General features: G+C 39.8%; 15 protein-coding genes and 1 pseudogene. 9 read left to right on the top strand and 7 right to left on the bottom strand.

The window, feature by feature from the left end:
• Positions 1–332: hypothetical protein (locus tag PSI06_RS18325; RefSeq protein ID WP_273604582.1), on the top strand; the 332-nt coding region annotated here is incomplete at its 5' end.
• A 209-nt stretch (positions 333–541) separates the two neighbouring features.
• Entirely contained in the window at positions 542–1,168 is a 627-nt protein-coding gene (locus tag PSI06_RS18330) for a type I restriction-modification system subunit M N-terminal domain-containing protein (RefSeq protein WP_337944434.1), read from the top strand.
• A gap of 13 nt (positions 1,169–1,181) precedes the next feature.
• On the opposite strand, the gene PSI06_RS18335 is transcribed toward PSI06_RS18330, so the two are convergent.
• From PSI06_RS18335 to PSI06_RS18365, 7 genes are read right to left on the bottom strand one after another with little or no spacing between them, the layout of a single operon-like run.
• Positions 1,182–2,294 (bottom strand): SH3 domain-containing protein, encoded by a 1,113-nt coding sequence (locus tag PSI06_RS18335; RefSeq protein WP_273604581.1) that lies wholly within the window; start codon positions 2,292–2,294, stop codon positions 1,182–1,184.
• Positions 2,287–3,099 carry a M48 family metallopeptidase gene (locus PSI06_RS18340; RefSeq protein ID WP_273604580.1) on the bottom strand — a complete coding sequence of 271 codons (813 nt, stop codon included), beginning with the start codon at positions 3,097–3,099 and terminating at the stop codon, positions 2,287–2,289. Before PSI06_RS18340 ends, PSI06_RS18335 begins: the two co-directional genes overlap by 8 nt.
• A gap of 5 nt (positions 3,100–3,104) precedes the next feature.
• Entirely contained in the window at positions 3,105–6,398 is a 3,294-nt protein-coding gene (locus PSI06_RS18345) for a type I restriction endonuclease subunit R (RefSeq protein WP_273604579.1), read from the bottom strand.
• A 3-nt stretch (positions 6,399–6,401) separates the two neighbouring features.
• Positions 6,402–7,637, bottom strand: a complete 1,236-nt coding sequence (locus tag PSI06_RS18350; protein ID WP_192532335.1) for a DUF6161 domain-containing protein — start codon at positions 7,635–7,637, stop codon at positions 6,402–6,404.
• Between the two features lie 10 nt (positions 7,638–7,647).
• Positions 7,648–8,874: a restriction endonuclease subunit S gene (locus PSI06_RS18355; RefSeq protein WP_192532334.1), complete on the bottom strand. Its 1,227-nt coding sequence runs from the start codon at positions 8,872–8,874 to the stop codon at positions 7,648–7,650.
• Positions 8,864–10,384, bottom strand: coding sequence for a type I restriction-modification system subunit M (locus tag PSI06_RS18360; protein WP_273604578.1), 1,521 nt, complete (start codon positions 10,382–10,384; stop codon positions 8,864–8,866). The genes PSI06_RS18355 and PSI06_RS18360 overlap by 11 nt, the downstream gene beginning before the upstream one ends.
• A 53-nt stretch (positions 10,385–10,437) precedes the next feature.
• Positions 10,438–11,055 carry a restriction endonuclease subunit S gene (locus PSI06_RS18365; protein WP_273604577.1) on the bottom strand — a complete coding sequence of 206 codons (618 nt, stop codon included), beginning with the start codon at positions 11,053–11,055 and terminating at the stop codon, positions 10,438–10,440.
• Here PSI06_RS18365 and PSI06_RS18370 point away from each other — a divergent pair.
• From PSI06_RS18370 to PSI06_RS18400, 7 genes and pseudogenes are all read left to right on the top strand, one after another.
• A complete protein-coding gene (locus PSI06_RS18370) occupies positions 11,054–11,191 on the top strand; it encodes a hypothetical protein (RefSeq protein ID WP_273205260.1) in 138 nt (45 codons plus the stop codon). The two genes, PSI06_RS18365 and PSI06_RS18370, sit on opposite strands and share 2 nt — an antisense overlap.
• Complete coding sequence (locus PSI06_RS18375) at positions 11,184–12,674, top strand: tyrosine-type recombinase/integrase (RefSeq protein ID WP_273605053.1); 1,491 nt, start codon at positions 11,184–11,186, stop codon at positions 12,672–12,674. The genes PSI06_RS18370 and PSI06_RS18375 overlap by 8 nt, the downstream gene beginning before the upstream one ends.
• The gene (locus PSI06_RS18380; protein ID WP_273604575.1) at positions 12,667–15,255 is read left to right on the top strand and encodes a hypothetical protein; all 2,589 of its coding nucleotides are present in this window, start codon (positions 12,667–12,669) and stop codon (positions 15,253–15,255) included. Before PSI06_RS18375 ends, PSI06_RS18380 begins: the two co-directional genes overlap by 8 nt.
• Positions 15,252–17,246: a hypothetical protein gene (locus tag PSI06_RS18385; RefSeq protein ID WP_273604574.1), complete on the top strand. Its 1,995-nt coding sequence runs from the start codon at positions 15,252–15,254 to the stop codon at positions 17,244–17,246. Before PSI06_RS18380 ends, PSI06_RS18385 begins: the two co-directional genes overlap by 4 nt.
• A gap of 1 nt (position 17,247) precedes the next feature.
• The gene (locus tag PSI06_RS18390; RefSeq protein WP_273604573.1) at positions 17,248–17,652 is read left to right on the top strand and encodes a DUF6262 family protein; all 405 of its coding nucleotides are present in this window, start codon (positions 17,248–17,250) and stop codon (positions 17,650–17,652) included.
• A gap of 237 nt (positions 17,653–17,889) precedes the next feature.
• Positions 17,890–19,770: pseudogene (locus tag PSI06_RS18395) on the top strand (type I restriction endonuclease subunit R); the annotation flags it as partial.
• A 123-nt stretch (positions 19,771–19,893) separates the two neighbouring features.
• Positions 19,894–20,637 (top strand): hypothetical protein, encoded by a 744-nt coding sequence (locus tag PSI06_RS18400; RefSeq protein ID WP_273604572.1) that lies wholly within the window; start codon positions 19,894–19,896, stop codon positions 20,635–20,637.
• Positions 20,638–20,732 lie beyond the last annotated feature (95 nt).

Below are 20,732 nucleotides of genomic sequence, written 5' to 3' on the forward strand. Positions count from 1 at the left end.
ATTCCATGTCCCGTCTGTTAACATTAATCTTGGCATGTAGGTTCGGTGTAAAGTTTTCTGGCGAATTCAATTATACCTTATCTTCATGCTGTTTGTTTTTCATACCACAAAGATCAACACGCCCTAATAGTGGTTTAATTAAACTTTCTACAGTGCACAGTTATAAAGGACTTGAGTCAAAAACAGTTTTTTATCTTATGGATGAAAAAGACACTGCTGAAATTGTATATACCTCAATAACAAGAACTGTAGAAAACCTCATTATTTTGGATAAAAGTAAACAAAGTCAGTTCTCAGAGTTTTTTAAAAGCGAGATGGGCGAAAATACATAAGCAGTGAATCCGCTCAATGCGTATATATTTAAATTACATTTAATATTAAAGGTGACTAAAAATCACCTTCTTATCTATTTTTAACGTTTTCTGACTATTTTTCCCATATTCGAATACCAATTTATTACTAATTAACATTCAAAAAAGCACGACCTTTGCGGTATGATAAGCCAATAATTTATATTGATATTCTTGCAAAGAGAGACCACATGGACGCTGCATCAAAAAAGCCTGCAACAAAAAAAGCCACAAAAAAAACACAAGTCGGGTTTGAAGAATCCCTTTGGGATGCCGCCAATAAACTGCGCGGCAGTGTTGAATCAGCCGAATATAAGCACATTGTTTTAAGCTTAATCTTTCTTAAATTTATTAGTGATAAGTTTGAAGGGCGTAAAAAAGCCATTGCTAGCGAGTATGGTGATGAATACATCGATATGGTTGACTTTTACGCGATGGATAACGTGTTTTACCTACCAGAAGATGCACGCTGGTCGTACATTCAAATCAACGCTAAGCAAGGCGATATCGCCGTAAAAATAGATACCGCACTACACGCGGTTGAAAAAAACAATAAATCACTCGCCGGCGCATTACCCGACAACTACTTTTCACGCTTAGGGCTTGATGCCAGTAAGCTCTCGGCGCTTATCGATACCATTAATAATATCGACACCATTGCCAACCAAAACGAAAAAACAGAAGAAGACCTCGTTGGCCGAGTGTACGAATACTTTTTAGGTAAATTTGCCGCATCTGAAGGTAAAGGCGGGGGCGAGTTCTATATAATGTCATCTTCATTTTTTAGTAACGAATGCCACCTTCAAAAAGCGGCTTAAACTGTTACCCAAGTTATTTAAAATAAACAGTATATCGCCTAGCTATCCATCCTTGAATAACATCTTCACCATCTGATATTTCAACCAGAAGCCAAACTCGGTTGGATTTATCTACTACTTCTATCAAAGTACCAGTATCTAATTGCAAAATGATATCTGACTTCATTGAAGGAGATGCTCTCAAATTCACATCATTACCCGATACAACCCTTAAACCACTGAGCACTTCTCGTTCAAATCGACTCGAACCACTTCGAGCAAACTTTTTAACCTCAGATGGTTTTTCTATCAACCTCAATGTTTGTGCAAGCAGTTCCCTCTGGTCATAAATGTAATTTGATAACAAGTTGAGAAAGATCGTTAAAAATATGAACTTTAGATAATAAATTATTTTATTTTGGACATTGGTAGGCAGCTTTTCGAAATCGTTTTCTTGGGCTATATCTGAATATATATCGTCATCTAGTTCGTGAATATCTTTTCTATATTCTTGTTTTTTAAACGCTGTTTCTGCAAGTTTACCAAAGTGATTCAAAGGTGAATTATGAAGCTTAGCAATGGCTTCAAAAGCTTCAAGGTTGCAAAGCTGAGACGTTGCTTTAGCACTATCAATTAGTTTGCTAAAAGATTTACTGTACTCAAATGCTTTAATGGATTGCTTGCTTAGTTCATCAAATCTCTGAAAAGATTTCATCCAACTAGATTGTTCAACAGCACGTAATAGCTGCTTATTGTGGTCAAAAATTTTTGTCCATTTTGGTTCATTAAATGAATTATTCAGTAGCTCTGCATTTTTAATTAGACTGCTATGTAAACTCGAATTTTCAATAGCCAAACTTGTTTGGAAGCTAATATCTTCGAATCTTTTCAGGTTTTTCATCCATGCAGGTTCTTCTAAGCTATTTAAAATACGGTTGCTATGCTCAGCTATTGCATTTGCTGCCGCTAACCACTTAGGTTCTTGAATTGTCATGGACTGGCGAAGTGCTTCCATGTGCTGTTGCATATTTGCAATAGCAGAACTTTGATGAGCAAAATTATTGAGTGCTTCGTGTTGCTTTTGCATCTTATTAATTTCATCCATCCAACTTGGATTAATCAATTTATTTAACTCGTCTTTACTCATTCAAATACATCTCCGCCATGTCATCTAATTTGGCTTTTACTTCTTTCCAGTTTGGCATTACTTGGGTTAATAAACGCCAAAATCGCTCGCTGTGGTTATGTTCAGCAATGTGGCAAAGCTCGTGTAGTATCACGTAATCAATACATTCTTTTGGTGCTTTAACGAGGTGAGGGTTGAGCATCAAGTTGCCTTTGGTTGAGCAACTTCCCCATTGCTTTTTCATTGCCATCACACGAAAAGAGGGAATGCCTGTTACCCAAGTAGCTTTAGGAAGTAGTTCGGCTAGTCGCTCATGAAAAATTGCTTTTGCTTTGTGTTGATACCACTTGTCGATTAGTGGTTTAATTTTCACCAGCCGATCATCATTATTTTTGCTTATGTCGTGCTTGATTGTTACGTTCAATTTGCCACGGCTTAGCTTTACGTTAGGCACTTGCTCTGCATCATTGATGATCTTTAATACATAGCGCTTACCTAAGTAAAACTGCGTTTCGCCACTCACGTAACGCTTGGGTAAAACGGTATCTTTTTGCTTAGCAAACTCATCAATGTTTTGCCAAATCCATCTGGCACGCTTATGCATGGCATCTTGAATAGCATCATCACTTGCGTCATGTGGCACAGTAGCGACAACACGCTGATCAGGGTGAACCTTAATAATTACTTTGCGTGCTGTTTTTTTAGCGTTATCAGCAGGCTTGGTTTTACGAATCACATCATAGTGAATGGTGTCGTTACCATAGGTAAAAACACCTCTTTCACTGGTTGTGGTTCTGATCTCAGCAGCAACGGCTTGTTTAGTCACGCTTGTTAGCCCCTTGCTAAGCCTAGTCGAGTGATCTTGAGCACTTCTTCAATCAACTTTTGAGCTTTATTAAGGCCAAGATCAGCAAATAACAGCGGCAACAGTTTCATGTGTATGGCGTTTTCAATTTCCGCAGGGTTGATTGAATACTCTGCAACAGCGGTATTCACCACATTGTCAATACTAAACGCCAAGGCTACTAACTTGTCGTTATCTAAGGCTTTGTCAGTCAAGAAGTCACCATGAAATAGGTGCTTGAACAAACCAAAGTAGGCTTGTGCATGTTTATTTAGCTTGCAAGAGTCATCTACAAAGTCATTGGGAACATCAGCGACTTTGCGCTCTTTTACTTCCTGCTCAAAATCAGCAAAAAGGATGTATTGCTTAACAGGTGCATCAAACATCGCTTTGGCATCTTCAATCGCCTTTTTAAGCATATTAGAGAAATACTCCTGAGCATAAGGATCATCTGCTAAGTCTTGCTCAATCATCTTAGTGATTCGGCCTGTAATTTTATCGGTTTGATTACGAGCCTCATCATCGCTCATATCCTGTGGCTTAACGTCTTTTCCTAAATTACCAACTAAGTACGCACCGTCAGGCTCTTTTACTTCAATACCCGCTATGTGTTTATCGAGTAAGCTACGTATATCTTCAGCGTATTCATCATAGTTAATGGTTTCGTCGGCATCTTCACGCACTTGTTTACGAAAATCTACAAAGGCTTTTAAGTCTCGTTTGTATAGGTCTCGCTTGTTATCAAACGACTTATCTTCAAAATAGGTGGCCGATTGCAGCGCTACTTTCATACAGTTTGAAAATGCGGTTAGTGCTGAATAGAAGTCATCCCGCTTTTTAAGATTGGTGTCGGTAAGTTTACCATCGACCTCTTGCACTTTAGGCGCTAACGCTTGGCGAAGTGCAGGACCATCTTGTTTGTTTTTAACTCCATCGAATATCGCCCATAAATCACTGTGCAGGCCCGGTAGCTTTTTATATTCCGTATCCATCCGGTTATACAACCCTTTCAGGTCATCTATATCAAAACCGCCTTGAGTGCGCTCAGCAAGGTCTTGGTACTTTTCTATGGTGGTATCAAGCTCTTTTAATATGCCTCGGTAGTCAATTAAGTAGCCAAACTGCTTTTTACTATGCAGTCGGTTAACACGGGCAATCGCTTGTATTAGGTTGTGCTCTTTAAGGGGCTTATCGATATAAAGCACAGTGTTCTTTGGCTCATCAAAGCCCGTTAGCAGTTTATCAACCACTATCATGATGTCAGGGCCGTCATCTCTGCCAAAGTCTTCAATAATGGCTTTGGTGTAGGCTTTTTCGTCCATTTTATCAACATTGGCTTTCCACCAATTTTGCACAATATCTTTGCTTTCTTGATCAACTACATCATGCCCCTCACGCGTGTCAGGAGCCGACATTGCAACAACCGACGTAACGGTGTCAATTTTATCTAAAGCCTCTTTATAACGTATTGCAGAGGCTTTAGAGTCACAAGCTAACTGACCTTTTAAACCTTGATGCTTAAAGTTTTGAAAATGGTCGGCAATATCGTAGGCAATTAACATAATGCGGTCAGCAGTTTGATAAATCTGACCTTTTTGCGAAAACTTTCTTTTTAAATCGGTTTTTTGTTTGTCGCTCAGCTTGCTGGTACTGCGTTCAAACCACGCATCAATGGCTTTGTCGTTAACGTTTAGCTCTGGTATACGCTCTTCATACAAAAGTGGGGTTACGGTTTTATCTTCAACCGCTTGTTGCATCGTGTAAGAGTGAATGATTTTACCGAACTTGTTTTCTGTTTTATCGTCTTTTAATAGCGGCGTACCTGTAAAGGCGATAAAGGCAGCTTTAGGCAGGGTTTGCTGCATACGGATATTATTTTCACCGTTTTGGCTGCGGTGACCTTCATCCACTAATACAATAATGTTAGGGCTATCGTTGTAACAGTCTTTGTGTTTTATTGCAGAGCCAAACTTATTAATGATCGAGAAAATAACCCGTTCGTTACCTTGACCAATTTGCTCGGCCAAACGCTTACCGGTTGTCGCCATCGCATCTTTTTTATCGCGGTCGGTCAGTACACCACCAGAAGCAAACGTACGGCTTAGCTGGTCTTCTAAATCAACGCGGTCAGTCACAATAATTACGCGGCACTGTGCTAGCTCTTCAAGCCAAATAAGCGCCTTAGATAAAAACACCATAGTAAACGACTTACCACTGCCCGTAGTATGCCAAATAACGCCGCCTTCACGCGCACCCGTGTCATCAAATGTATTAATTCGCTCAATAAGTGCTTTTATACCAAACACCTGCTGGTATCGAGCTACAATCTTGCCTGCTTTTTTATCAAATAAGGTAAACAGGCGGGTCATATCTAATAAGCGTTCAGGGCGTAATAAACTTACAATCAGCCTGTCTTGGTCGGTTACCGTCAGCTCACCTGCGGCAATAAGGGACTGGTAATCTGTTTTATCTTTTGCAGGGCGATGATTAAAGAGCGCATTTAATTGCTTATCACGCAGCGTATGGTTTTTAAGCCTTACAAACTCAGCTTCCGGTATTTGCTCTTCTTTCCACTTTGCCCAAAACTTCTCAGGGGTGCCGCATGTTGCATACAAGCCCTCATGCCCGTTTATGGCTAACAATAACTGGCTGTACGCATATAAATGCGGTATTTCATCCTGTTTTTGGTTACGAATATGCTGAGAGATTGCTTCAAAGTTGGTCGATTTACCTTCTTTGTTTGAATCGGGGCGTTTTGCCTCAATCACCACTAATGGCAACCCATTTACAAAACACACAATGTCCGGTCTGCGGTTGCCCGTACCCTCGGCATTTTGTACTACTAATTCTTCGGTACAATGAAAGGCATTGTTATCAATATTATGCCAATCAATCAGCTTAATAGTGGGAGATGCTTTTTTACCATCAATAAATTCAGTCACACTCACGCCGTACATTAGCGCATCATAAATTTTTTCGTTAGCGGCTTTTAATCCAAGGTTCATCGCAGGGTTTAGCTCATGCATGACCTTATCAATGGCCGCTTCTGAGAGCGTATGCTGCTTACCTGCAAACGAAAATGTCTGTTTGGCTAAAAAGGCACGCATTACAGGTAACAACACCACCTGATGGGTGCTTTTTTTGTTACTTGCTAACGTGTTACCGCGAAGAGCTTCACACTCACTCGGTGGAATAAACGTATAGCCTAAGTTAGTCAGCAACGTTAGCGCAGGAATTTTTGCGCTGAACTCTTCTTGGAAGTTGGGAGTTTGTTTATCCATTCGCTACGACCGTCCTTTAGATAAGTTTTTTACAATTTCACCAACTCCGGGCATTGTTGGGCCATGCTCTTGTTGTAATAACCCAGTTTCAGTTCTACTAAATAAAGCTTGTAAAACAATATCTCTAGCATCTTTATCTAACTCTGATTCATTGATTAAGGAGAGATATAGATAAGTGAGTTGCTCTCTTTCTTCTGCATCACGCATTAGATGGAATGAGCTAAACGCCAGTCGGGAAAGCACTTTCATTAAGTATGCAAAGGCAGCAGCAAATGAGCCAAAAAGAATAATGCCTTGAATTGTATTTAGCTTCACATCTGTCTCTTGACCTTGCAGCCAAGTAACAAAAAACTCTCGAAAATACACTAACCCCAATAAAGAAAGCGCTACGATACTTAGCGTCCACAGTATGGCTTGTCTGCCATACTTACTTGCTGATTTTTCCCAGTATTCGGCAGGTTTTTTGAGTCTCAATTTTTCTTCGTAAGTTTTTTCTAACTCACCAATTGCAGAACTCCAATCATGAAGCTTTTCATCGAATTGTTTGTTATGTTGTTTTATCCGTCTTTCACCAAGGTATTTATTAGCTCTAAAAAGCCTGTTGAATTGGAGTCTGGTATCTTCATCCCATTCGTTAACACCTTTCTTTAAATCCTCTACCTCAGAAAACAACTCATTTTTGGCATCGGCAAATGAATTGCGTAGGTGCCCCAATGATACTTTTTCACCTTTCCTGCGCCTAGTTATCTCTGAAGCTTGATTAACAAATTCGTAGCCCAGCATAGCACCATTAAAACTATCGATATTGTTTTGATTAGTTTCAACCTGACGCTTTGTAACATATTTGAGAAAGGCTGCTGCTGTCTGTTCATTATGTTCAAGAAAACAGTTAACAAAAGTCTCTGAAGTAGCATCGCCACTCCAAAGCCACCTGCTTGATAAATGTCGAATTGAGTTTTGGTTTAACTCAATCATTTTTTGTTGAAACGTTGCGTCATCCCATTTAGCTAGTTCTTCTTGCCAACTGTCGATAGTGTTTATTAATGTTTTAAAATAATGATGTGCTGACAATGTTGGGTCTGAAATGTTTCGACTGTTTTTCGCATTTACAGCTTCATAATGCTCAGACCAGACTTGCAACTCTTTTTTTGCAAAGTTATACAACGCTCTAAGGCTTTTAAAGTCTTGCCTAAAACCATTTATGTCAGTTAGCTGAACGGATATTTCCTTGTCTTTCATTTCAAGCTCCTTATACCGTAACCCTGCGCTTACCTGTTAATAGCTGCTGCATCAACGCTTTTTTCTCTTGTTTTAGGTCAGCAAGCTGTTGTTCTAACAGCACAGTTTCTTGGTCAGCATTGTTAAGAACAGAGGCAATTTTTAGCTGCTCAGCTTTTGGAGGTAAATTAATTATAAAATCTCTAACCATGCCAGCATTCAAATTTGATTGTGTACCTTGTTGTCCCATCAGAGTGATTTTGCTTTTTAAGTTTGTTAGAAAATAATATAAATAATTATTTGATAACTTGTCGGTTGGTCTAATTCCTAAGATAGCTTGTGATGAGCTTAATTCGACTTCCGCAATACTGCATTCCCCTATAGAAGCATACATAGCATAAAGGATTGTTCCCTTTGGATAGATGCGTGCGCTGCTATTGTTTAAACCTTCCTGAGTTAAGTATTTTTCTGTTTTTGAAATCCACTTACCATGCTTGGTCATGTCAGCAATAGAAACCCAAGGTATATCACCACCATAGTATTCAGGAATAGATGATTTAGGCGTTCCACCACTATTCATCTCAGCGATTGATTTCAATTTTACTTCTTCCCACATACCCTTAAACGGTTTACCTGAATCATCAAGTAGGCGCTTTTTACCTGTGAGCAGTTGTTGCATTAGGGCTTTTTTCTGCTGTTTGCTGTTGTCGATTAGGCGCTCAGTGGTGCTAATCGCGTTATACCAAGTTCCAAGGATAGTGGCGATTTTGCGTTGTTCTGGGAGCGATGCTAACGGGAATTCAATCGAGTAAAAGTCTTTGTGATTCAAATCAGGTATTGTGCTTGCACCAGCTTTAGTCAAAATTAGATGTTGGACTCTATTTGAACGTAAGTAATTGACTAAAAAATCTCTATCTACTTGTTGTCTGTCAAAATCCATTAAGAAAAAGTTATTATGGAAAGCTCCCTCAACATCTGTGACTACGATTCCTGTATTACCTGTTCGGGTCATCAGAACATCTTCTTTAGAACAAGTAACTCTTTTGGTAGGAGCTTCTACGTATTCTCTAACCTGTTCAGTTTTTTTGATAGATTGAATCGTAATATATTCTTTCGATGTTTTTGTCGGCACTTTGAGACGTTTCGATATGGAAATTTGCAAACCTTGTCGAACACTCATTACATCGGAAAACTTGACTCTACTCCAGTCAGTAGGGATTTCACCTAACTGCGATGGTAAAAATTTATTAGGCACCATAACCCAACTCCTTTAAGTAGCTTTCCATTTCCGCTTCAAGGGTTTTCAGCTCATTTTTTAGCTGAACACGCTCTGTGCGTACTGCCACTAAATCGATTTCCGCTTCTTCTTCAAAGGTATCAACGTAGCGAGGGATGTTTAGGTTAAAGTCGTTCTCGGCAATTTCATCAAAACTGGCGAGGTATGAATATTTATCGGTCGTTTCACGCGCTTTGTAGGTGTCGATGACTTTTTGAATGTTGTCAGGCGTTAACTGGTTTTGGTTTTTACCTGATTTAAACTCACGGCTGGCATCTATAAATAGCACGTTGTTGTCGGTTTTTTGCTTTTTAAATATTAATATGGCTGCGGGAATACCTGTACCAAAAAACAGCTTTTCTGGCAGGCCAATAACGGTATCTAGCAAGTTTTCTTCAATCAGCTGTTTACGAATTTTACCCTCGCTTGATGCGCGAAATAGCACACCATGTGGCACTACGACAGCCATGCGGCCAGTGTCTGGCTTTAGCGTTTCAATCATGTGGCTGATAAACGCATAGTCACCTTTGGTTTTTGGTGGTATACCTCGTCTAAAGCGTCCATAAGGGTCGTTGCTGGCATCATCATGTCCCCACTTATCTAATGAAAATGGCGGATTTGCCGTCACTACATCAAAGTGTAATAAACCACTACCATCTTTATCTAACAGCAATGGATTACGAATGGTGTCGCCCCATTCAATACGGTGGTTGTCTTCACCATGAAGGAACATATTCATTTTGGCTAATGCCCAAGTTGAACCAATGGCTTCTTGCCCAAATAAGGCGTATTTTTTTGAGCCAGAGTTTTTACGTACCATAGCGCCACATTTTAGAAGCAATGAGCCACTGCCTGTACATGGATCGCAGATTTGGTCGCCTTCAACTGGCTCTAAAACGGTTGCTAAAAGGGTTGATACCTCTGGTGGGGTATAGTATTCACCAGCGGTAGCACCACTGCCAGCCGCAAAGTGTTTGATAAGGTACTCATAAGCGTTACCGATAATATCTAAGCTGCCGACACGCTCTGAGCTTAGGTTTAAAATGTCTTTACCAAAGTCTTCTAGTAAGTGGCGTAGTAAATCGTTCTTTTGTTTTTCTTGGCCTAAGCGGTCAGTGTTAAAGCTGATGTCTTGGAATACGTTTTTAAGCTTACTGCCGTTGGCTTCTTCTAGTGCGTGTAGGGCTTTATCGATACGTTCACCGTTACCTGCTTCATAACGCTTTTCGTATAAGTCCCAAAAGCTCGCGCCTTCTGGTAACACAAAGCGCTGCTTAGACATCATAGCGTGAATTAAATCGGGATTGTCGCCATACTGAGTAATCAGCTTGTTGTATTCGTCTTTGTATACATCAGAGATGTATTTTAAAAACAGCATAGTGAGGATGAAGTCTTTATAGGTATCGGCACTAATTACACCGCGGAAGGTGTCACAAGCGGCCCATACCGCCTTATTGATATCGTCCTGATTGATTTGGTTGGTTGAGGTCATATTTTTAAGTCCTTATTATTAATTTTTAAATCTGTTTTGTTTTAGGCTCTCTTTCAAGCGCATGAGCTTTCAAGTGCGTGAATAGCAATGGCTTCTAGTTGTTGCTGTCTATTTTCAATCAGCTTTTGTAATACTTTTTGCTCTCTCACACCGCAACGGTGCATTGCAGCGAGTTGTTTTTGCTTTTGTAACTTAAGTACCTTAATAGGCACGTTCTCCAGCACTTGCCTGCGAATACTTAGGTGCATTGAACCTTCAGCAGTCGCTTTAAAATAGCGCTGTGCAGGTTGCTGGTTAAGCTGCCAACATAAGAAATCGGGCACGATGACATCTTTAAACTCAGGCTTTAAACGTACCACAAAAAAATGTGGTGAGCAGACTGTGCGCTCTAATACCTGTTCTACTAATACGCTGTAATGTTTTGCCCCTTTAGCGACAAATAACACATCGCCATTTTGTAACCAGTCGGGTTGTTTCTTCGTATTTAATACGGTTTCAACCATAGTGTATTGATTGATCTCACCTGTTGGCTCGGTATCCCTTACCTGAACAACATTTACGTCACCATTGTCGTATTGCTTCACCGTGCCACGAAAAGGGTGACCTAAGCGGATATCGGCAATGTCACTCAGACGCAGCTCTTCAGTAGCTTGGCGCATTTTTGCATTCATGAACGTTAAGCCTTGGTTGTGTTCAGCAAACCGATTTGCTCAAAAAGTAAATAAACGCCAATGGGATATGACCAACTGGCGTTACAAAATCGGAATTAATTTAATGAAAATTATTGTGGCTGACATTGTTGGCTAGGTCAATTTATTTTTGCAGTAATCAAATACTGCAATTTGTTGTTGACACCTTAAATGCTTATGCGTATATTTTGCAGTATTGTAATGGAGCATTTAATTTGAGTAGCAATTATCCCAAAGTTGTAAAACAAACTGTAAATTTAGGTAGCCTGCCTTACGTATCGAACGTTGATGAGGAAGGTCAACGCACTATCGCTTTTCATGAAGATCACATTGTTGAGCGTTTCCCTAGAGTGTTATCACTGGTTCGAATTCAGGATGCTCTCGAAATCAATTTATTCTTAGAGCACCGATATAAAGGGCTTTTTATGCCGCCTAAACGTGGCGGTAAAAAGAACCCTCTTGGTGGCGTATCGCTTATTACTGTGCAGTCATTAGCAAATTCTATGAGTTTGTTTTTGCAATGGGTTGAGAAGAATAACGTGGACTGGCATGAGGTTTATGCCGTAAGTGACAGTGATAAAGCGAAATATTGGCTTCCTGTGTACCGTTATCGCAAGCACCTTATAGAGCAAGTGATTGCAAAGGATATTGACCGAGATACGGCAAACCTATACATCAACCATGTTAGGCAGTTTTACGAATGGGCAAGAAAGCAACGCAGAATTGATAAAGTGCCATTCAAATATAAAACCAAGGTCATTAAGAAAAAGCGCAAAGATGGCGGTTTAGATTTGCTGTTTACCGACTACGGGAGTGAGGAAAAAGGCTTTACCATTACCACGACTGATTTGCTGATCCCTAAAAAGTATAAGCAAAAGAAATCAGGCGATGCAGGTTTATCACCATACAGCCAAGATGAATTGAAGCTGCTCTATGCCAGCAAGGAACTAACAAAGCAAGGTGCTAAATTGAGAGTAGATTTAGCCGTGCAATGCGGCTTGCGAGCGGAAGAAATTGCCACTTTTACTGCGAGTCATGTTGTTGATCCTGCCTTGGATAATAAAGCAATTTATTACGTAACCATAATCGGCAAGTATGACAAAGAGCGCACAATAATGGTGTCAAAAGGCTTGATGACATCACTTTGGCGTTATCGTAACGGCAAAGAGCATCAAGATAGATTAGCTAAGTGGCAGCTTGAACATGGTAACTGTGATGATGCTCCTCTGTTTCTTAATCGCTCTGGTAATTTCATGTCTCGTAAATCTATCGGCAATGTGATCTCAAAAGTGCGTAAGGAATTAGCGCCATTCGGGAAAACACTAAAGCGTGATTTTCATGATTTACGTTCAACTTTTGCAACAAACCTTGCTGGCTTTCTGATCCATAAGGATCTGCCCATTGGCTTTGTGCAATACAAGCTAATGCAGTTGATGGGCCATGCGGATTTTTCAACGACTCAGAAGTACATCAATTTCGCTCGTTCACTGACATTTGATAAGCAAATGGCGAGTTGGGTAGATAAATTGTTTGGTGAGTTTGTTGCTCCACTGCAAGAAGATGCATTTCTTGCTGAGCAATCAGGAGGTGCAGATGCTTGATACAGTGCTTGATTTGTCACAGTTGGAAGAGCAGCTAGGCAGATGTGTAACTGACGAAAACTGTAAACGGATTAAACAACACATTGGCTTTCTAAAACGGCTGTTGCTGCGCCATTCAGTGTTACGAAACCATTGCCAGAGCTTAATACAAGATGTTCACTCGCTATTTCGAGACGACTATTGGCTTAAATTAGAGGCCTTAGCACAAAGTATACCCCACAAAGATGACTTGATGTTCAGGGTCTGTTTATTTCACTTTGCAAGTGCAATTACCAAGGTAAATTCAAGACCTAGCAGCGTTTTTGTATTTGATACAAACATTGATTTATTGCATTGGTATCGGAAAAGCTTTCGCTTAGGTAAAGAGCTTAACGATGCCATAAGTGCATGGGGTCAGCAGTCAATGCTTGCAAGAAGTACCACTCTCTCTAACGCACAAATGGCGCAAAAATGTTTACAGCTGCTGTGTGAAGCAGCTCCATCAGTCGCTGAGCAACTTTATGAGTATGGCTTTCTATGGTTTAACTCAACCATGCACTTTAGACAGGTTTTTAACGAATACCCGATTAAAGATAAACACTGTGTACTTCAGTCGGCATTATTCTCGGTGCTTAGCGCATTTAAGCCAGATCATTTTCAAGTTATTCGGATCACTATTAATGATAAATGCATAGACGTTACTGATTTAAACGATATTGAGCCACTGTTGGTTGAACAGCTTCAAGCGCTTGCTAATTCCGATAAATTTAAAGGTGAGCTAGAGCATGATGTTGTGTCAATGACTAGGCGCTTTATGGCTATTGTGAGTAGCATTCGAATAGTCGCTGAGAAGAACAAGTGTGCTTTTGTTGATGAAGGGCTTGATGGCTTCAAGAAAGATGAATTTGCTTTGCTTAAAGAAGCTAAGACATTACTAAGAAGAGATCAATTCACTGAGTTGCTTATACTGCTAGAGCTGCACTTTGGGCATGAGGTTCATCGCCATGATTACGTTGATCATTTGCTGCCTTTTTATTTTGAAAAGGAAAAGATGTTTCGTCACATTAATTACTTTGAATTAGTGAAACAGTGCCCTGAAATTGAGAATGAGCTATTAGAAATCCATCATTCTGAAACCGAACTTTTGCCAGAAAAAAACTATGGCATGGTTACTTTGCATGGCCGCTTCATCACTCTTAATCGAATTTTGGTGAAATTTGTATTACCTGATTATACAGAGCAACTTAAGAAACATGGCTTTAAGTGCTTTAGCCTAAATAAAAACAAAATACAAAAAAGTGTGTTTCAACGCATTAAGTCTGGTGTTAAAGGAAAAACCATAAGCTTAAAAACGGGCACGTCTTATTTTGAAACAATAAGATGGGTAATGGCAATTACAGGACAGACTGTGGTTGAGGCTTACAAACTGTCGTTTAAGCGCTATCAACGTCACGCCAGAAGAATGAAAATTGAAGATTTATACAGTGACGATGAATTAAAAGAACTGATCTTTTATATTGAAAAAGGGATTAAGGAAACGGATAACGTTAAACAATTAATCGCACTGTACTTTGCTCGTATCCAAGTAAAAAGTTGTTGGAATACGTCACCTATGACGGACATAGAACTCAGTGATATCACGGAAGTTTCTCTGCCAACCGCTAAAAAAAGTATTACGGTATTGATCCAAAAACCGAGAAAAGGTTATGACACCGATACCTATTCACTAGATGGGCGAACTGTAAATAGTGTGATGCGTGACATAGTTCATGTAAGAGATACTCTGACCAACAGCTATCGCTACCTTGCGGATACACATACACGGCAATATCTATTTATCTCCAAAGAAAAAACCAATGTAAGTCGTGTATTGGCAGGCAATATCATTGCTTATATCAAAACTATTTTAAAGCGACTTGGTTGCACAGTTGATTATGATTCGATGCGCATTCGCAAGAATGGTGCAAATCACCTTTACCGTGAAGTGGCAAAGCAAATACGTGCATATGAATCGGCAAAACTTCATACCTTCGATACGTTCATCAAGCACTACCAACGAGTGAGCGAAGAAAAAACACAACAAACTCTGCATACCGCAGTAGATGTGATGCAGCGTTATTTTACAGGTCGAGAAATTGACCCGGAAATTAAGGTGTTAATGGTTGATGACGGTAGCACTCAAAAAACGCCCTCAGGTGAGTGTGCATCGCAAGGTAACGATGCAGAAGCATCACAATACAGTAAAGAACATCGGCACCTATCAGGCGGTAAGGAAAATGGGTGGTGTAGTGACTTTTTGGCGTGTGTGTGGTGCAAGCACTTTAGAACAGTCGCTGATCCTGAGCATGTTTGGCAGTTGCTAAGCTATCGTGATTATGTGTTGGCAGATATGGCGGCCAGTATTTCTGATATTGAAAATAATGAATTTCAGCAGGAAGCGATTACGGCATTGCATCAGCGAGTTGATGACATATTAGAACAAGTAGCAATTAAAAATCCGATGGCAGTGACGAAGGGTAAAGAGTTGATGGCGGAAAGAGGAATGCATCCGTTTTGGGCGTTTGCAGTAACGTCAGTTGAGAATGTAGGAGATATTTTATGACAGGAATTTCAACTGCTGTAGATGCCTGTTTAAAGATTGATGGGCTTATCAGCATCAATCCTTATAGTTCACCGATTGATGCTGAACTCACACCGTCGGTGCTTTGGCAATATATCCGCTCTAATAAAAAACAGATCACATTGTTCGGGGATGATTCTTGGTACTCGCAAGGCAACAATTTATCCGTAACCTTTAACGGTGTAGGGCCGAAGTATAAATATCAACTTAAAGCCATAACACTTGGTATGTATACGCAAGGCTCAGGACAAGGCATGGAGCCGCTTGCATGGACTACGATACGTAGCAATATTGCTAACCTTAAGCGCCTTGCTAAGTGGCTTGAACGTTATGGTATTGAGAGCTTTGGTGGCTTAGATAAACTGCCAGAATTGCGTTTGCGCAATATCATATTGGACTTGGTGCAAGCGTCTGATGTAAATAAGCACCCATCTTATGCACAGTCACTTCTATCGGCTATCTATTGGTTGAAGCTTTATTCAGTAGTTAAAAGCGAGCCGTTTTTCGATTTAATAAATGAATATTTTTTGCCATTTACCTTATTAAAAAAAGAGCGCAGAAATAAACATTCAGTCATTCCGATTCAAATAATGAAGCAAGTTCTCAAGGCAAGCGAAGAGCACGTCAATGCCGTTGAGAAGATCATCGATAATTGGCACAGCCTGCAAGTAAAGCTCAATGATGGTGTTGAATACGCACCGAAAAAGTACCTTAAAAACTCGACATACGTTGATGGATTAAATGAGTCAGAATCTGCTGAATTAGACGAATATTATGAGCTGATTAAAAATCTTCGCAGATATGCCTTTGTGCTTGTGGTTAGTTATACAGGTATGCGTTATGGCGAAGCAATGGCACTAACTGATGATTCAGCTATTGAGCGAAACGGTAAATACTTTATCAAGACGTTGTTGTCTAAAACAACAGATGAAACCCAAAGCTTAGAATGGGTAACGAATGAAGTCACCTATCGGGCAGTAAAACTACTCACAAGAGTTTGCTCTGTTTACCGTGAGCGTGCAGCCTTGCTCCTAAAATATCACAGCGATTTATTGCCACGAAAGCGTAAGTTGAATTTAGAGTTTGGTTTGAGTAATCGAACTTTGTTTGGTGTTTCACCCCATAAAAAATCCTGCGAGTTTTCATTAAATACTAAGTCCACTAAAAATGGCTTTAACAACATAAACAAAATGTTTTCGATTAGAGTCACTGAGCATGACATTGCCGAACTTGAGCGCATGGGGTGCAATTACCAATCCGTCAGCTCAAATCATAAAAAGTTTAAGAAGCCATATAAAGTAGGCGATTTTTTCAATTTTACGGCCCATCAATTTAGACATACCTTTGCTTGGTTTATTGTCGCAAACCGCTTGGGTGATTTAGACGATATTAAGTATCAGTACAAACATTTAGAGAACATGATGTCATTGGTTTATAGCCAACGGGGATATGAGTCTATGGAGGAGTTTATTGGACTAACCGAAAGCTTCTCTGAGTTTATGATATCGCAAGCAATGGAAGATATGGTGACCGCAGCACAAGACGGCACGCTAGCAGGAAAAGGCGGACAAAACTTTATCGCCAAATTGACTGAGATTCTGGCAGATGACCTTACCACCGGAAGCACCCCTCACTTTAAAAATATGGAAGAGTTGATCACGTTTGCTGCTAAACATACCAACAACTTTAGAGGCGTGTCACATGGTTACTGTACCAAGGGATCGGAATGTAAAGTTCGTAATGCAGCAGATCCAAGCCACTGTGTATGGTGCGATAGCTACATTGCAACACCTCGACATTTACCACACTGGCTGGTTGTTAAAAGGCGATGTGAATCGCAATTAGCTGCATTTGAAAAATTTCCGTCAGAGATAAAGCAGCGGTTAAAAGCCTTTAGTACGGCATTAAATGACAACCTTGAAGCCGCAAATATCATCATTGACCAGTTAACGATAAAAGTGAAGGAAGCCTAATATGAGCGAATCAGTTGAGATCACAATGGCAGACAAAATTGATACGGCCTTGTCTGAAATGGCAGCCAACAACGAAAAAATTAACGTTAGCCAAGTTGCGAAACGACTAGGAATTTCAAACTCTGCTATCTACAAGTTTAACCCTGAGAAAATCCCGGATATTCAGACCGCTCAAAAGCGTCAGAAACATAAAGCGGAGGCTATTGCTGTTGGTACTGAAAATGAGCAGCTTAAGAAAGAAGTTGAATCGTTTAAAAAATCGAACCTTGATTATAAAGAGCTTGCTGAGGATTTGAGAACGCAAAATCAGTCATTGTGGGAGCACATTCAGCAGGTTTATAACATGTACGATGAGGTATTGGCTGAACGCAATGGCTTTGCTGAAAGGCTAAAACACGGACTTTAAATTTACATAATTAAATTAACAACCATAAGGTATTTACTATGAGTAAAAATACAAAAGAACTTGCAGGATCGGTGTTATCTCAATCCAATAAAAAGCGATAGATTTAGTAACAAAATTGCATTTTTCCCACCTCAATTCACTGCTGTTTTTAGAATAAACTCCTCAAAAACTGTTACCACTCTTCAAGTCAATAAATATGGGGTGGTAACAATTTTTTAATTGTCGAAAACGACATTATCACTACCCAATGCCACTTACGTTGGTTTTACTGGCACGCCAGTAGACGCAACTTTAGATGTATTTGGTGAAGTGGTTGACTCGTACACCATGACTGAGTCGGTTAAAGATGAAATAACCGTTCGCATTGTGTACGAAGGGCGCGCTGCCAAGGTGTGCTTAAACAATAGCAAGCTGGCAGAAATTGAAGCCTATTACAAAGAATGCGCTGATGCAGGCAGTAACGAGCTGCAAATAGAAGACAGTAAAAAAGCCACCGCTAACATGAATAGCATTTTAGGCGATCCTGACCGCATTCGTGTATTAGCAAGGGACTTTGTTGAGCATTACGAAAAACGCGTTGAAGAAGGCTCTACCATTGCAGGAAAGGCGATGTTTGTGTGTAGCTCGCGCGGCATTGCCTATCTGCTGTATCAAGAATTAGAAGAGCTACGCCCACATTGGTTTGATGTAGTCGACACTGATGACGCGCAAAAGCTATCAGATACCGAGCGAAAGCGCGCTATTAGCGAAGGCCGTATTGCTGCGCCTTCTGAAAAAGTAAAAATGGTGATGACCCGTGGCAAAGACGACGTTGAACGCTTATATAATTTACTTGGCAGTAAAGACGAACGTAAAGAGCTTGATAAGCAATTTAAAAATGCTAACTCAAACTTTAAAATAGCCATAGTGGTAGATATGTGGCTAACCGGTTTTGATGTGCCATTTTTAGATACCATGTACATAGATAAGCCACTGCAAAAGCACAGCTTAATACAAACTATTTCGCGGGTTAACCGCCAGTTTGAAGGCAAAGACAAAGGCTTAGTGGTGGATTATATTGGTATTAAATCTGAAATGAATAAAGCCTTAGCACAGTATTCAAAAACAGACGAAACTAACTTTGAAGACATTACTGCCTCGGTTATTGAGGTAAAAAACCACTTGGCGTTACTTGCCCAGTTATTTTATAAATTTGACAGCAGCCCATATTTTACCGGTGAAGCCGTTGCCCAACTAAACTGTTTAAACCGCGCCGCTGAGTTTGCACTTATTACCGAAAAACGCCAAAAGCGTTTTATGGATTTAGTTAAGCGTTTAAAAGCTGCTTACGATGTATGTTGTGGTAGTGAAAAAATTAACGAAAACGAGCGTAACCACATTCACTTTTACCTCGCTATTCGCTCTATTATTTACAAACTAACCAAAGGTGAAGCGCCCGATACCGCGCAAATGAACGCCAAAGTACGTGAAATGATAAGCGAAGCCCTACAAAGCGACGGTGTAGAAGAGGTATTTAAACTCGGCAATGAAGACGGCAGCGAAATCGACATTTTTAATGACGACTACATCGCCAAAATAGAAAAAATAAAACTCCCGAATACTAAAATAAAAATACTGCAACAAATGCTAGCTAAAGCCATTGGCGAGCTTAAAAAAGTAAACCAAACCCAAGGTATCGATTTTACTAAACGCTTTGAATCGCTGGTACAGCGCTACAACGAACGAAAAGAAGATGACGTACTGGTAAGTAGCGTGCTTGATGACTTTTCAGAAAGCATGGTTGATATGATTTACAGCGTACGCGACGAAATGAACGCAGGCGATGAGCTAGGCATTGATATTGAAGAAAAAGGCTTTTACGACGCCTTAAAAATGCTCGCCATTAAATACGACTTTGACTACCCCGAAGATAAGCTTATTGAACTCGCCCAAGCAGTAAAAGTTATTGTAGACGACAAAGTAAAATTTGTAGATTGGAACCACCGCGACGATATTAAATCAGCTTTAAAAGTAGAGCTGATTTTAATACTCGCTAAATTTAAATACCCGCCAATCAGCCGCGATGAAGTGTACAAAGAAATATTTGAGCAAGCGCAAAATGTGAAAGCGAATAAATAGGTTTAATCTAAGCTATTAAAAGCTTATTTTTCAGTATTCCACATTAAAATCAGGCTTAATTTTAAACTTGTTTTATGTGTAAGAATTTCGGGAAAGTAGTCATTAGAATGAAAAAGGAAGAAAATGTTCAAAATAGATAAAGTTTCAAATCGTATTTCTCCAATCGAGAGTAAAAGTTTTGCGGAATTAGGATTTAGAGAAAGGGATCATTTGCAGGAATGGTTAGCAAATCAACCAGATGCATTTGGTGAAGACCTATTGATTATTCAGAAAGAGTTTGCAGGGTTTGAAGATACCCGAGAACGTTTAGATTTATTAGCACTAGATAAAGATGGTAACTTAGTAATTATTGAGAATAAGCTGGACGATAGTGGTCGAGATGTCACTTGGCAAGCTTTAAAATATGCATCTTATTGTTCTAGTTTAAATAAAAAGCAAATCTTAAAAATATATCAAGATTACTTAGATCGCCATTTAATAGGTGAGTTTGTAGCATCGGAGAGTCTTTGTGAATTTCTTGAAGTACTCGATTTAGACGAGGTTGTTTTAAACTCAGGTAATACTCAACGCCTTATTCTTGTTGCGGCTAACTATAGAAAAGAAGTAACTAGTACTGCTCTGTGGTTATTAAGTCATGGAATTCAAGTACAATGCTTTAAGGTTACACCTTACGCAATGAATTTAGACAATGTTAGCAGTAAAGACCTTTTCCTTAATGTTGAGCAAATTGTTCCTCCATTAGAAGTGGAAGAACTCATGATTAGTATGAGCGAAAAAAATAATGAAGAAAAGTCAACTCGTAAAGAAATAAAAAATCGTCATATTGTGCGCAGTGCACGGCTAGCGCATTTTAATCCCAGACTCTAACAGGGTTGAGCGGTAATCATCGTCTAGCCCTGCCATTTTCTTTTTCCTCGCCATACTAGCTGACTTAGATGTATCTTGTTTAAAAAGCGCCATGG

The organism is Pseudoalteromonas sp. GABNS16E (assembly GCF_028598715.1).
Taxonomy (GTDB): Bacteria; Pseudomonadota; Gammaproteobacteria; order Enterobacterales; family Alteromonadaceae; genus Pseudoalteromonas; species Pseudoalteromonas atlantica.

Coding starts and splice junctions, on each gene's coding strand:
- PSI06_RS18330 (WP_337944434.1), top strand. CDS start 542: ATGGACGCTGCATCAAAAAAGCCTGCAACAAAAAAAGCCACAAAAAAA.
- PSI06_RS18335 (WP_273604581.1), bottom strand. CDS start 2,294: ATGAGTAAAGACGAGTTAAATAAATTGATTAATCCAAGTTGGATGGAT.
- PSI06_RS18345 (WP_273604579.1), bottom strand. CDS start 6,398: ATGGATAAACAAACTCCCAACTTCCAAGAAGAGTTCAGCGCAAAAATT.
- PSI06_RS18350 (WP_192532335.1), bottom strand. CDS start 7,637: ATGAAAGACAAGGAAATATCCGTTCAGCTAACTGACATAAATGGTTTT.
- PSI06_RS18355 (WP_192532334.1), bottom strand. CDS start 8,874: ATGGTGCCTAATAAATTTTTACCATCGCAGTTAGGTGAAATCCCTACT.
- PSI06_RS18360 (WP_273604578.1), bottom strand. CDS start 10,384: ATGACCTCAACCAACCAAATCAATCAGGACGATATCAATAAGGCGGTA.
- PSI06_RS18370 (WP_273205260.1), top strand. CDS start 11,054: ATGAACGTTAAGCCTTGGTTGTGTTCAGCAAACCGATTTGCTCAAAAA.
- PSI06_RS18365 (WP_273604577.1), bottom strand. CDS start 11,055: ATGAATGCAAAAATGCGCCAAGCTACTGAAGAGCTGCGTCTGAGTGAC.
- PSI06_RS18380 (WP_273604575.1), top strand. CDS start 12,667: ATGCTTGATACAGTGCTTGATTTGTCACAGTTGGAAGAGCAGCTAGGC.
- PSI06_RS18385 (WP_273604574.1), top strand. CDS start 15,252: ATGACAGGAATTTCAACTGCTGTAGATGCCTGTTTAAAGATTGATGGG.
- PSI06_RS18390 (WP_273604573.1), top strand. CDS start 17,248: ATGAGCGAATCAGTTGAGATCACAATGGCAGACAAAATTGATACGGCC.
- PSI06_RS18400 (WP_273604572.1), top strand. CDS start 19,894: ATGTTCAAAATAGATAAAGTTTCAAATCGTATTTCTCCAATCGAGAGT.